9 protein-coding genes are annotated in these 14,496 nt (G+C 44.4%); all 9 read right to left on the reverse strand.

Translation table 11 applies throughout. From position 1 onward, the window contains the following. Nucleotides 1-7 precede the first annotated feature (7 nt). Nucleotides 8-862, reverse strand: coding sequence for a zinc-binding metallopeptidase (locus JKG64_RS00685; protein ID WP_210352415.1), 855 nt, complete (start codon nt 860-862; stop codon nt 8-10). A 51-nt stretch (nt 863-913) separates the two neighbouring features. Further along, nucleotides 914-2,386: a RagB/SusD family nutrient uptake outer membrane protein gene (locus JKG64_RS00690; protein WP_210352416.1), complete on the reverse strand. Its 1,473-nt coding sequence runs from the start codon at nt 2,384-2,386 to the stop codon at nt 914-916. A gap of 2 nt (nt 2,387-2,388) precedes the next feature. Further along, nucleotides 2,389-5,754 carry a SusC/RagA family TonB-linked outer membrane protein gene (locus tag JKG64_RS00695; RefSeq protein ID WP_210352417.1) on the reverse strand — a complete coding sequence of 1,122 codons (3,366 nt, stop codon included), beginning with the start codon at nt 5,752-5,754 and terminating at the stop codon, nt 2,389-2,391. 107 nt (nt 5,755-5,861) lie between these two features. Beyond that, complete coding sequence (locus tag JKG64_RS00700) at nt 5,862-8,108, reverse strand: IPT/TIG domain-containing protein (RefSeq protein WP_210352418.1); 2,247 nt, start codon at nt 8,106-8,108, stop codon at nt 5,862-5,864. A 26-nt stretch (nt 8,109-8,134) separates the two neighbouring features. After that, nucleotides 8,135-9,118, reverse strand: coding sequence for a fasciclin domain-containing protein (locus JKG64_RS00705; protein ID WP_210352419.1), 984 nt, complete (start codon nt 9,116-9,118; stop codon nt 8,135-8,137). Between the two features lie 7 nt (nt 9,119-9,125). Then, nucleotides 9,126-10,421 carry a fasciclin domain-containing protein gene (locus tag JKG64_RS00710; protein ID WP_210352420.1) on the reverse strand — a complete coding sequence of 432 codons (1,296 nt, stop codon included), beginning with the start codon at nt 10,419-10,421 and terminating at the stop codon, nt 9,126-9,128. 2 nt (nt 10,422-10,423) lie between these two features. Beyond that, nucleotides 10,424-11,476, reverse strand: coding sequence for a fasciclin domain-containing protein (locus JKG64_RS00715; RefSeq protein WP_210352421.1), 1,053 nt, complete (start codon nt 11,474-11,476; stop codon nt 10,424-10,426). A gap of 31 nt (nt 11,477-11,507) precedes the next feature. Then, nucleotides 11,508-12,740: a hypothetical protein gene (locus JKG64_RS00720; RefSeq protein ID WP_210352422.1), complete on the reverse strand. Its 1,233-nt coding sequence runs from the start codon at nt 12,738-12,740 to the stop codon at nt 11,508-11,510. A gap of 11 nt (nt 12,741-12,751) precedes the next feature. Then, nucleotides 12,752-14,494, reverse strand: a complete 1,743-nt coding sequence (locus JKG64_RS00725; RefSeq protein ID WP_210352423.1) for a DUF4397 domain-containing protein — start codon at nt 14,492-14,494, stop codon at nt 12,752-12,754. Nucleotides 14,495-14,496 lie beyond the last annotated feature (2 nt).

Raw genomic sequence — 14,496 nt, forward strand, 5'->3', positions numbered from 1 at the left:
TCTGATCTTATTTTATAAATTCCTGAATAGCCTTTTGGGTGTCGGCCTGCAGTGTCCTGAAGTTTATGCCATATTCCCGTTGAAAGTAACGAACGACGATATCCTCTTTCTTACGTAAGATATTGCGTGCTTCTACAGGAAGGTTAGGGTTGCTGACGATGGTATCAAAGGCCTGCTGTCCATAGACTAAGAGCACAGCGATGGTCTCCACAAAATCTTCATCTGGGCTGGCTTTAGCATAGGCAGTGACGAGACCTTGGGACTGGGCCTGTTGGTCACTGCTATTGAACCATGCTGCCGTATAGTGCTGCGGGTTTAGTGATTTCCACTCTACGGGATAAAGTCTGTTCTGATGTAGGATGTGGGCGAATTCATGATGAATAGTGTGAAGCATCTGCACGACCTGGTCGGGGCTCTCTTTGGCAAATTTATTCACGACCATCAATACAATTTTACGCCCACCTTCTGCTTGCCCCAATACGATCGTTCCATCGTTGTTATGTTCAGCGCTTCCGGCCAGCATAAATACTTTAGGGCTGTATTTTTTGATGAAATCTGCACCGGCAGATTTAACATAGGGAGCGATCCAGATATCGCGTACAGCGGTCATGACCAGTTCTACTTTGTCTTCCTTTACGGGAACTAGATTTCTCAGGTAGTTTAGTTCAAAAGGATCCCATTTATATTTTACCTCAATGTTATAGGGAGCGACAAAGTTGGTCTCCAACCACTTGTCTATCGGTCCTGCAACCCAGGTTTCGCCACCCAATCCTAGTATAGGTGCATCGGGCAATACCTCGCTTTTTGTGCAGCTCATGGATAAGCCTGCAAGAAGAAGTATGTTTATAATCGTTGTTTTCATTTGTGTTTTACTTTGGTTTAACTGCTGTGGTTTTCTTTTCGCTTTTTAAACTTATCTCGGGTTGAGCTGTATCCCTGAACTTTGTACCTCCTCGGGTAGCTGAAAGACACGCATTGGATGATTGGGACCAAGAATCATGACCTCGCCCTTATCGGTCTTGTGTTCTACAGTGAGGTTATGGCGTACGATGTCAAACCAGCGCTGTCCCTCTGCAATAAAGTATACTTGCTTAAAATCCAATATACAATTCAAGACAGCCTGTTTGCGGTCCTGTGTTTTGTAAAAGGCTAAGAGTTTCTTCATATTGACTTCCAGTAGATCGTCGAAATAGATCGGAAACATATAGGAGTGGATAAATTTGGTGGAGGCAAAGCGGTTGATATCTTCTAGTGCAGCATCATAATTGCCCAACATAGCCTGACTCTCTGCACGGTTGAATAATACTTCTTCGCTGCTGAATAGAGGAATCATATTATAGGGAACACCCGATTCGGCATGTAAGCTCTGTTTTACAAAATGCTCCCGGAATTTCGGAATATTTAGACTCAGTTCGTTACCGTAGACATTGTATGCCCATATACCTGTCGTAACATTGGGCGAATTGAAGAATTTGGCCATCAGGTTGCTTGTCAGCCCATACCGATAACTATGGTACGATCTGCCCCACACCGATGGGGTTTCTACCAGCAGTAAGTTGGCCGGATTGTCGGCCCGTGTGTACTGAGCCTGTAATTCGAGGTATTGATAGCTGCGGTAGCTCTCGCTATTTACGGGACGTAGACTCGAGGTTACAGCATCTCCGGGAAAGGCTGCTTCGGCATGCGCGATAGCTGTTTTATAGTCGCGTTTGAATAGATAAAAGCGGGATGCAAAGGCATGAGCCGCTACTTTGGTAAAGTGATATTTGGGTGATTTGTACTTACTGTCATCTAATAACGGAAGCCCTTCCTCTAAGTCCTTTTCAATATTTTCATAGACGGAAGCAACGGTACCCCGAGTGTATTTTTTTATCACTATGTTTTCTGTTTCGGTTACGTAAGGTATCCCTGGATCCGATGCAGACGAATTGGTGGAGTAAGGTTGTGCAAATAGCACGGCCAACATAAAGTGAGCATAGGCACGAGCGACCAAAGCTTCTCCTTTATAGGCACTGTATTTTTCCGGATTTGTCGCATTGGAAATCACCTCAAGGGCTTGATTGGCAGCAGCAATTGCCTTATAGGAGGCATTCCAATAGAATATAGGACCATCTATTCCCGTCTGGTCGGCATCACGGAAGTTGAAAGGATTAATATTGACCAGGTCAATAGCGCCAGCTCCTTTGTCTTCGACATTGTCTGTCATGGATTCGGTAAACGGGATATAGTTCGCCTGTGGATAAGCGGTGGCTAATAGCTCGCCCACTTTTTCAGGGCTGTCGAGCTCTGTTCGCATATCAGGGCTCTGTTCGAGGTATTTACTACAGGCAGAGGTGATAATAAAGGTTGCTAAAAAGCTTATTTTTAGATAGGTATTTGTCTTCATTGTTATAATCCTACTTTTAGTGAAAAAGTAAACTGTCGTGGAATGGGCATAGCGACACCACCTGACCCTAGGAATTCGGGGTCTTGTCCACGTAAGGCTTTGTCCGAGTATAATAACCAGAGGTTGTTTCCAACCAGACTGATGGAACTACTTTTTATGGGTAAGCTGTGGAAAATCTTTGTAGGCAAGGTATACGTCAACATGAGTTGCTTTACCCGGATAAAATCGCCTTTTGCTACACGTGCTGTGGAATAATTGTAGTTATTATAAGGATAGCCGTCGATCAGTTGGGCTCCGGTACGGGCATCCATAATCGAGGGAGCGATGTCATCTCCAAAAAGTACCCATCTATCCAAGAGATCCTCTGGAGTGGCATCGAGCTCCGAATAAGAGGCGCTGAATGCCGGTCTTAAGCGTACTACGTTTCCGGTACTGAAAGTGACCAAGGCCGATAGCTTTAGGTTTTTGTAACCTAGGGTATTAAAGAACCCTCCGGTCAATAGCGGATCGATGGCTCCTTCATATTTTAGGAAGTCTGTTCTTTGACTTTGAAGATAGACCGATTGCGACATATCACCATTTTCGTTGATAAACTGCGGTACGCCCAGCTCTTTGTTTAGTCCCATATAAGGAATGGAGAATAAGGAACGCTGTGGATAGCCTTCTTTAGCTCCTCCATCAGGACCAATCAGTGACCAGACATTGGGCTCATTCTTGAGATTGGTGATTTTAGATTTATTGTACCCAAAATTCAGCTGGCTATTAAGGTTCCACTTGTCCGATTTGATAACATGACCACCGACGGTGACATCGATTCCTTGTGATTTCATGTCCGCGTAGTTGGCGACTTTGACAGATTCTCCACCAATACCACCGGTGCGGATCAATCCGATAAGGTCATAACTCTGATGTCTGTAATAATCTACGACGAGTGAAAGTCTATTCTGTAATAAGCCGACATCGATACCAATGTTGGTTTTATAGAGTTTCTCCCAGGTCAACTCGGAGTTCTCCAGATTGATCAGTTCAATGATGGATTCCCGCTCGGTTAGGTAGGGTCTGTTGGCTGCCGAATTCATCAATACAATACTGGAGTTGGTGGCAGGACCTGAGCTGGCAGTCAATCCATAGCTGGCCCGTAGGGTAGCCCGGCTCAAGAGACTTTGTTGAGCGAAGAATTCTTCGGCATCGATATTCCATGAACCAGAAATATTCCAGGTAGGCAACCATCTTGCAGTACGTGTTTTCCCCATTAGGTTGGATCCGTCATAGCGTAGGGTACCTGCTAGATTGTATCTGTTGTTGTACGTGTAGCTACTGTTTAATCCATAAGCCAGAAAGCGATCGTACTTGCGTTCCATGCCGTAGTAGGTGGAGCTTCCTTCGACCACCATTTTGACAAAATTGGGATCCAGGTAGGGTACACCACCTTTATCAAACTGATAACCGTAACCATCAAAAAATTTGAACTGTCGGTCGGCATAGCGTAATTCTGTAAAAAGGTAGGAGCGGAGCTGGTTTTTGTCATTAAACTTCTGATCAAAATCCAATGAGTTTCTGACATTATAACTCGTTAGATAACTGTCGTTCGTTTTATAAAATCCACCGTAAGGTAATACAACAAAAGGTTCCGCTTCCGGATTGTTCGGGTCCCGATACAGAAATTTATTGGACTGTCTTATAGTCGCGTCGCCATCTGCACGGTAGGCCATAGGCATATTGGAATCTTCGTGGATATTGTGCTCCTGATTTGTTTTAGCATACCGATAAGCACCTTCAAAACTGTATTTTAGGTTTTTCAGAATGTTATAACGAAAATCCCCTTGCATCTTAAAATCAATAAAGCTCAGGTTGATATAGTTGTTGTCGAGCTCGTGCAGAATGTTGAATGGCGCAAAGTTACGTCTGAAATATTCGAGGTTGCCGTTTTCATCGTAGGCAGTCAGGACTCTGGACGTGTTCAATGCATAGGAGTAAGGGTTAATATCGAAATCCCGGGCATACTGTCCTTCTACTGGATTGCTGACGCGTCCCAATGTGCCTGGTGCCTTTTGGTTACGGATAGAGCCTTGTGTGATCAGGCCATAGCTTACGCGGTCATTAGGCGTAAAAGTTGCTCTGACATTTCCGGTAAAGCGTTCTACGTTATCGCCTTTACTCCATCCATTGTCTTTCAGAAAACTACTGGAGGCATAAATCTGCGATTTTGTCGTCCCCGAAGACACGCTTACCGCGTGTTCTTGCATGAAAGAATTGTTAAATAGAATATCAAACCAGTCGGTATTCGCATAGGCATACCTTTCCAGAAATGACCGTCGGGATAGGGGATCATTTTTTAAACCGAATTTTCCAGAGCTCTTATCATATTCATTAATGAGATCGGCCATTTTAACATATACACCGCCACTGGCAAATCGCGCGGTCTGTCCAAAATTGAGGAAGCCTTTGCGCTCTAGTTCTGCATATACGGACATCTGGTCGTAGGAGTTCATGATGTTGAACTGACTATAGCTCGGCTTGAGATAGGTGGAGAAATTGCCGGTATAGGAAACCGCCGGTTCTCCGATTTTACCTCGTTTTGTGGTGATTACGATAACACCATTCATGGCACGGGCTCCATAGAGTGATGTCGCAGCGGCATCCTTGAGTATCTCAAAGCTTTCGATATCATCGGGGTTTAGACCCGCTACGGAGGATCCCACTAAGGTTGCAGGGTCTCCGGTCGATAGTTGTTCATTGGAGATATTGACAATATCTTCGATGATCATTCCATCGACTACCCAGAGGGGTTTGTTGTCTCCGCTGATGGATGTGGCTCCACGTACTCTGATTTTGGGAGCAGCGCCAAATGTGCCCGACACGTTTTGTACGGATACGCCGGCCACCTGTCCTTCAAGCATCCGGCTGACGTCGCTTATGCCCTCACGTTTGGCATCCTCAGCTTTAATCTTGACGGAAGATCCCGTAAACTGACGCTTCTGCACAGATTGGTATCCTGTGACGACGACATCTTCGATTGTATTGATGTCTGCTATCAAGGTGATCTGAATATGGTTGCGGCCGTTTACGGCGACAATCTGATTGACATAACCGAGGTAGTTGATTTCAAGGGTAGCGTCATTAGGCGCCATAATGGTAAAGTTTCCGTCCTTGTCTGTCGTTGTACTCGTTTGTTGTCCCCTGATACGGATGGACACCCCCTGAATAGGCGCTCCATCGGTATCTACGACTTTTCCTTTTGTCTGTTGCTGTATTCTGGTGTTGCTAGTGTCTATAGCCGTAGACATAACCGGTAGGGTTGTGCCTAGACAGAGACTAACCATAAGCAGCGAACTAAAAGTTTTTCGTTTGAAATTTAGTTGTTTCATTACCTCTTACTTACTTGCTTTTTGATGATTAAGAGACAGAGCAGTCCTGGCCTGGCTAATTTTGGTTAGCCAGGGTTGGGATGATCTGCTTCGATATGATTATTGCGTTACTTTAAGAATATTTTTCGAATAGCCTGATTTCTAGTATCCAATAGGTAGATTGTTCCATCTTTGGTTACATACATGTCCGCTTGATTGGTCGCTCCGCCGGCATTGTGCAGTGTACCATCTCTAAAGGTATTGTCTGCAAATTTCAATACGGTGCTTACTTCTCTGGTGGCGGTATTTACTTTGCGGATAGCACCGTTTATGAAGCCATCCAGTACCAATAGCTCCTGAGGACCGGATTTGATTATAGCCCCTAGCTTAAAGCCCAGAAGTGCATTTTCACCTATCCCGTCTCTATAGCCGAAATCGGAATAGCTTCCTACGATACCGCTTGGTAAATTGAAGAAGGCGTCATAATCATCTGTAAGTCTATACAGGAAATTATTGGGACCTATCGCAAAACGTCGATCAGCGATGTAGGTGTTGTAATTGTTGGAACTTATTAGATTCATTTCAACACGGTTGCCTGTTGCTTTTGGAATATGATAGAGCTGTCCATTGTCCCTAAGCGCATAAAAGTCCCCGTTTTCAACCAACAGTACATTTTCAGTACCAGTACCTTCGATATAGGTTTCTACAATCTCGCTATTGGCCCGTATGACTCGTATTGCGGAGTTGTTTTTTTCTGCAATATAGAGGTTGTCCTGCTGATCGATCCATAGTCTGGCTTCAGAATATCCCATATTAAATAGGGCTTTCTCGCGTGCTCCGTTCGCATATCCTTTTTTGCCTGTGCTGCTACCAGCGAATAAGCTCACCTGACCATTCGGACTCACTTTTTTAATGACATTGTTTACGCATTCGGCAACATAGATATTACCTTTGCTGTCTACTGCCAGACTTCCATGTCGACTTTGAAAATCAAATACAGAGGTGTTCGGACCACCTGCTATAGTGATGATTCCTGCTCTACGGAATAGGTTTGGAGCGTTGGCCACGAGACCATTGCTGTGTACTTGTAGTTGGCCTGTGCTCAGGCTGGCTGGAGCTATGGCTCTGATTTCGGTAGCAGTAGAAGACAGAATCTGGGCCTGTACACCATTGAAATAAACCTGATTCTGATTCACATCGGTACCGAAGCCTATTCCTTTGATCGTTACTTCGGTCCCGGCAAGCCCATTGTCCGGACTTACACTCTGGATACCTAGATTCTGTTCGGTGAATTTAGGTCCTACAACAGTCTGTCCGTTTACATGGAGGACAAGGTCTCCTGCACCGATACCACCTGGAAGGATAAATTTTATCTCTGAAAAACTTACACTGGAAAGCGTGACTTCTTTGCCATTAACAAGTACTTTGTTCTCATCCAATATGGTGCTGAAATTTAATCCTTTGATAGCTATTTCTGTTCCCGGAGGTGCGCTCAATGGACTGACAACTTCTATGCTAGGAGGGGGCACCATGGTGAAATCAGGTCCGGTGATCCGCTGCCCATTGATCGTGACAGAAAGCGGACCGCTTTCTGTTCCCTGTGGCACAGTGAGGACGATCTCAGTATCGCTGCTCGATACTAAGGTGGCTGCACTTCCATTGATATCGGCAGATATCTGTGAAAGATCAGCATTAAATCCAGTTCCCTTTACGGTGACGCGTGTGCCGACGCCTCCGGTACGGGGCTTGATGTCTTCGATGGTCTGATAGGTAAAGATGGGACCGGTAGACTCCATACCATTGACCCTTACGAGGACTGCACCAGTGCCAGCGTCTTTGGGTACCTGAGCAACCATAACGGTATCCGAAACGCTGATTACAATCGCTTCTTTTTCGTTGACATAGGCTTTTGCCGGTTCTTTAATACTGCTAAAACCGGTTCCCGAAATACGGACATGTGAACCAGCGGTGCCATTGGACGGAGATAGCCCATGTATACTCAAGGCCTGATACGTATAGTTACCCACTTCGATCCGCTTGTCGCCTACGGTAAGGAGAATCATCCCCGATTTGCCTCCTTTGGGAGCCTGTACAACCAGTTCTTCTTCTTTGGTTGTAAATAATTCGGCTTTAGTGCCTGCGAAGTAAACTTCAACTTTTTCTGCATCCAGATCTTTCCCAAGTAGGGTGACTAAAGTCCCTTCATTTCCGCTGTTTGGATAAAAGCTTTCTACGATCGGGTTTTTCGGCCCAGCAGACCTGCTTTCCTCTTTTTTACAGCTTAATACAAAGCAACCGACAGCCACTAGAAGGAACCATAGATGATAACAGGTTCTGTAGGTTGTGGTATTGTATGACAATGTTGTTGTTTTCATTTCTTTTCAAATAAAGGTTGAACGGATTACCGCGTGGGTTTCAGTACGCCATTGATGGTATGTAAAACGCCATTTCCGGTCAATACATCCTGCTTGGCCACCGAGATGGGGGACAGGTTACCTGGTCCCTGCAACGTGATACCGAGGAACGAACCTGGAGCCCAGTCATCCGGGAGGAGGTTTATTCTACAGTTGTAACCATCCAGCATGCGCTGCTGGCTGCTATTGGTCTTGTCGGTGGTCAGAATGTAGTCGTAGACAAATCGTCTGGTATCGGCGACATGGTATCGGATAAAGCTTTTCAGTACTTCCGGATCGGTTTCATGTATTTGCTGTATACTAGTAAAGCCATTGCTTTTCATGGCGTTGTTGTTGGGGGCAAATACGGTGTACGCGCCTTCGTTACGCAGTAACGGTTCTAAACCAGAGGAACGTAAGGCTTCTTTAAAGAACGTTAGACTGTTGTCATCACTGATTGCATCATTTAGGCGTTCATGTCTAAATGGTTCTAGAACGCGGTCGATCACATGAATCAGCCCATTGCTGGTCGTCATCCGCTGATTGAGAATCCGTGCTCCATTTATCGTTAGTATGGTATCTTGGTTCTTTATCCAATGTGTTACATACAATTTGCCCCGCTGTGATTTGATTTCCTGATTGAATAAAAATGGCAGGTTATCGAGACGGTAGGTACCATCGATGATATGGTATAGCATAAGGTTGGACAGGTTGTCGGTAGATAGGAGCTGTATGGATTTGCTGTCCATTCCGATCTTTTGAAAGGCAGCATCACTCGGAACCAGTACGGTAAATGGACCGGGCGCCTGTAGCTTTTCTATAAGTCCTATAGGACGCATCCCGGCATTAAAAACGGATAGATTATCATTGTCCGCAATCACTAATGCGGTTGTATTATAGTCGATGTCCAATACATAATCCTTGTCGCGACTACATGAAGCAGCGAATAGACAGTAGGCCAAAGACAGATATAGTATAAAGGATCTATTCATGGTTCAGTTAATTTAGTTTGAAATCTTTTGGGAGCAGGAGCCTATCAATGACATGCACAACTCCGGTATAGGTCAGGATATCCTGTTCAATGACTTTTGCGGCAGGATGGTTAGCGCCTTTTGTCTTGATATGGATTTCGTTGTTGGCCCGCTCAAATTCCAGGTTATTACTGTCTAACCGATAGCCTTGGTCAACCTCCCAGCTCAGTACTATAGTCCCTAGAATTTCATTGCGCAGATCATTGCTGAAAAAAGTAGAGAAGGGTGTAAAAGCATTCTTTGCCTGATGGTAGGTGGCTAGTCCCCGGGGATCGGTCGCTAATACGTTCCAGGAGTTGATCTGCCACCAGTGGTTGTTTATGATGGAATCGATTACGGTAAAATTGTTCATCGTCCCGGTCCAGTTCACTGCCTGCACGGGCGAGCGTTCGCATAGTTTTTCGATATCTTTGACCGAGTTGATTCCTGCTTTTTTGAAGGCATCATCAGTGGGGACTAACAAGGAGGTCGAATAAAAAGTGGACAGTAGATTCATGCGCAGTTTGTACCCTTCAGGCTGATAATAGTAGGGGTTACTCTCGGACTGTATCTCATGATAGAGGCTATCACTATAGTTGAGGGCTTTGATAAATAGACTGAACCGACCATCTTCTTGTAAGAACTGGGCCGTTGTTTTAGTAGGCCTGGCCAGCACTTTGGTGATTGGAATCAATGTAGCCTGTTTGCTTTCCACAATCCTGTTTTGAGGGCCATGTGGTTTGCCGTTTAATAAGATCTGTTGCTTGTCGACTCCAAAGTAAACTTTATATTTATAAGGGTATGTTACACTTTCTCCGCCTTCGGATGTTCCTCCTTCAATCTCTGTGGGGTGGGTTAATAGTGTATTTAGTCTCGTATTGCCCTGACTGTCATCAATACCATTTTTTGACATCTGTCCTTTTATGGTATGATAAAATACAAGACTGTCGATGTCATTTAAGGACATCTGATTAATCTTACTGAGGGTATATCCTGCTTGGGTCATGGCCTGATTATCTGGAACGAGGACGGTAAATTTGACCTTTGCGTCTTGTATATTCACTTGTGTATTGATTCTGCTCCGTCTCCAAGCGTGGAGAAATGTTGAAAATGCCGGATCAGAGAAAGCTTCATAGAACGTGGGAAGACTGTCCTGATAGGGGATCTGTTCGCCAATAGGAGGTGGCATGAATTCTTTTTTCAGACAGGAGCTGCATAAACCTATGGTCAAGAGCATAACCGTTGTAATATATGGAATAGGAAACCGTTTCATAAGTCTGTTCATAATTAAGGTTTAAGGGATTCTGAAGGGAGCATTAAGAGCTCTTCTATTTCATGAAGTACACCATTTGTCATGAGGTAGTCTCTTTTTGACTTTTGGTTGATCGGCAGGTCTCTGATGATCGGATAGTCATTATACTTGCTCAGCATAACAAAGATATTGTTGTGATCTGCCGCAATACCATAGGTATAACTTTCATCTCCAGGTATGCGATAGCGCAACGGTGCTCCTGCATAGTAACCGATACCCACTGAAGGATACAGGTTGAAATCCCTCATAAAGAAACTGAGCGGAAAGAGATAGGCCGCAAACAAACGCTGTCCATATTTATCGGGACTCATTTTGTTAATGTCTTCCAGACTGATCCCATGTTTCTTGAATGCATTGTTGTTCGGAGCAACGATGGTTTGAGGTTTTAGATCCTTTAGTTGATCCCACAGCCCAAATTTCTTGAGTCCGGCTCGAAGGCAGGAGAATTTTTCCTGACTTTCCAGGTAGGATTGAATGGTACCGTTATGGTATTTGAATACAGCATCAATGCTGTGCAATACCCCATTGGATGTCTCTAGGTTTTTACGCTGTATCTGTATGCCATTGACAAGTGTTCTGTTATAGGAGGCTGGTGTTTGGTCTCGGCTGATATATAAAGGGGGACCATCTATGGTTTCAAATAGATGGTCGGTACTCCCTAATGCGATGTCATTGTCAATATTCAGTCGGCGTTTGAGGATATGATACCGTATTGCTGTACGCAGACTGTCTCGGTTATTCATCCGGAAATCTTCTGGCCTATTGATGCCAAGTTCATTGAAAGCTCTGTTGGTCGGTACAAAAATGGTGTATGGTCCGCCCTGATTCAGTTCGTCCTCTAGTCCCGTATATTCCAGTGCTGCTGAAAATAGCGAGAACTCGTAGTTGTTTTTTAGATAGGCTGCCATAGGGCGTATCTTTTCATTCGGTTCTGCGAGACGCACAGGATCAAAATCGCAGGAAACAGCCAATAAGCCCAGGCCCACCACAAGGGAATATAAAAGCGATGTATTTAATCTGAGTTTCATGTTTATTTAAGCTAGTTTGTAGGGGTTAGTTTTATTTTCTATAGATCGGTGGAGCATATTCCCGTTGTATAGTCGTTAGAAATACCCGTCCATTCACAATCTCAATGGTATTCACGGAGCTGAATGTCCGTGGATTGTGGATTCCGGAATGTGTATTGACCAGTAGATTGGGGAACATCGGTGAGCGATAGACCATAGGGTTGTAAGGAGGAGCGGTCCGCCCATCTTTATAGCAGGCCATCATAGCAAACTTGCCATCAGGCTCCTCTATTCCATATTGATATATCCGATCTACATCGATCGAAGGATGTCTAAAGAAGAACATTTGCCATACGTCGGTGTAGATGGTATTGTTTCCTGATTTTGGAAATGTAGGAAAGCTCTGGTAAGGTGCTATCCGATTGGATTCGCAATCTCTTAAGAGGGTCGTGAGAAATTGGCGGTCGTATCCGGGTATGCCTCTTGATCTAGCGAAGTTCATATCATCGGTGTAGTTTTCCATAATGGAAAGGTGCACAGACAAGGTATCGCGAAGGCCTTCGTTAAACCAGATGACGTTGGAAATATCCTCTTTTGTTCTTTTACTCGCTTCGAGGTATCCTTTTGCACTCATGTTGTAGAAGTTAACATACGTGAGGGAGTCTGCCAGCGCGATTTTATGAAAGTTTTCCTGTCTTAGAATAATGCCATTTTTCTTGGTATTGAAATCTTTCTGAATAAGATTCAGGGTATATACCTCGCCCTCGGTTATGTTTAGTGTCGTATCTATAAAAATTGTACTGCGTAAACGATCTTCGAGTTCGAAGAATGGTACCGTGGTTTTGGGGCGATAGACAAACATGATACGCTTTTTCCCGGATGGGATCTGCGCCCAGCTGCTTAGATCAAAACCATTGAGGATAGGTCCCACCATCACTTTTTCCTTCCCTGGGTATTCTGGATTAAACACAGAGGTACTATTACCGATGTGCGTTGGGTAGGGAGGTGCATAACTATCCCTTTGATCCAGGTAGTCACCTACAATCGCTGCACCGGTCAATTTGCCCTGTGCATCAAAATTAGGGTCTATCAACATGGTGAACATCGGGTAGGGCTCGCTCTTGTGTGCCGCATCTCTATAGAAATACATATTATTGAAAACCCGTAAATAGGCGGGATTTTCGGTGGAAGTATACTCTACCTTTGAACAGCTTATATGGAGCTGTACTATAGCTAATAGCAGTACGGTATAAAATATCTTTTTAATCTGTAGCTCTCGTTTCATCCTCTTAGGTTCTATTTGTTATGTTTTAGAATTATAAGACGCGCTTTTTGAGCATCGGGCACATTAGGGCCGGTTCGTCCTATCAATGCAATCGTGTATATCCCGGTTTCATAGGGTGGTAATACTTTACCGACACGCTGGTATAGATCTTTATTTGCTATTAAATCTTGTCCCTTAATGACTGGTATATCTTCGGCCCAGGTACCAGGAATTACACCTGGCGCTGACCTGTATGCCATCAATTGTTTGAAGATAGCCCTTATATAAGGTGCTGTAGTGGTGAAGCTGCCCGGCTCGAGGTTGTATACCGCTTTGTTTCCTTTTTGACCCACTGGTTGGCCATCATCGGCTGTAATGCTTAGATAGGGAACGTCGGGACATAAATTGATAAATCGAAAATCTGTAGGAAAGCTGTTTTTGGTATAGCCGTAAGTACCGTCGGCTTCTATTCCTGTAATAGGCATCAGCGCACTCAGATTATTCACGGTAAGGCCTATTTTGATCTGTCCTTTTGGATCGGGATAAGACCAAAGTGTATAATTTTCATTGGGTCTCGCTATATAGGTCAGTTTATCCAAGACTGAACCGTTTTCATCCTTTATTTCGAAGGTCTGTTCACTGGAAGCAAAGCTACTGTATGGGGTAGACTGATTGAATGAGATTAGACTTCCGATGTCTTTACCGTTAGCGAAGAAGCGGATTTTTTTGTCAGGAGCGGCATTAAAGCCCTGTACTCTATACAGTGATGTATTGATCGGTTCGTCAACATCGGCAATCACTGTTATGGCATTCTGTTTGAGCATATATTTGTATCCCAATTCATTTCTGAAGTACTCAAAACTCATCGGTGTGATGACGATAGTATATATCCCTCCGGGTTGAAAGGTCTGGATACTGGAGTAGATAACGTCGCTCGGCTCAAAGCGGCTAATCGCAATACTGGAGGTGCCTGGATCTATGGTTCTATAATTCATATTTCCGGATGTACCCGGTACTATTTTATTCGCCTGAGTCAGTGCTTTGAACTGATAGGTGCCATAGGGTATCTCTACATAGGCTGAAGCTTTACCTATAGGTACGGTATTGGTTTTAGCATCTACTACTGATCCGTCCGCATAGGTAAGCGTCATAGGGCCTGTTAAATCTTCCAACTGACCGTAGGCAGCAGCGGGGGTCGATACTGGAGCGCTGAGATTGAGCAGGCGTATCTTAAAGTGGCCTTCTTTGGGTGCTGAGGTCTCCCGAGGCACTTCGACAAAGTAGGAGTTCCCACCGTAGGCGTAGGTATGGAATGGGGATACGTAATGATCCTTTGGTCCATCCGAATTTTTAATGGAATATGCTGCAAATTCGTCGATACTTCCATTCAGTTTCAGGTTGTAAAACTCCAGATCAATAGAACCGTCCTGTTTGAATAGTTTCTTCGGGATATTCCATATCGCGCCGACTTTACCATCGATGTTGTTTTCGGACCACCAATGGTTTCCGAAACGACCATCACCAGGAAAATAAGCCGTAGCTGGAAAACGGAATACTTCGCCGGTCACTGGTGGAGAGAAATTGGTTAAGCTATCCCCATTTGCTTTTACATGATTAAGCCCATATAAATCAATGATCCGTACCGCCGATGGAGTCAGGTCGATATCCTTTGGAATTAGATTTACCTGTATGTTATCTAACTTATCTTTCTTACAGGCTAGCAATGCCAGGGATAGTGCAACAAACACAAGTCGTATACTGTTTCTGTTTAGCATGA

Source organism: Sphingobacterium tabacisoli (assembly GCF_017908035.1).
Classification (GTDB): domain Bacteria; phylum Bacteroidota; class Bacteroidia; order Sphingobacteriales; family Sphingobacteriaceae; genus Sphingobacterium; species Sphingobacterium tabacisoli.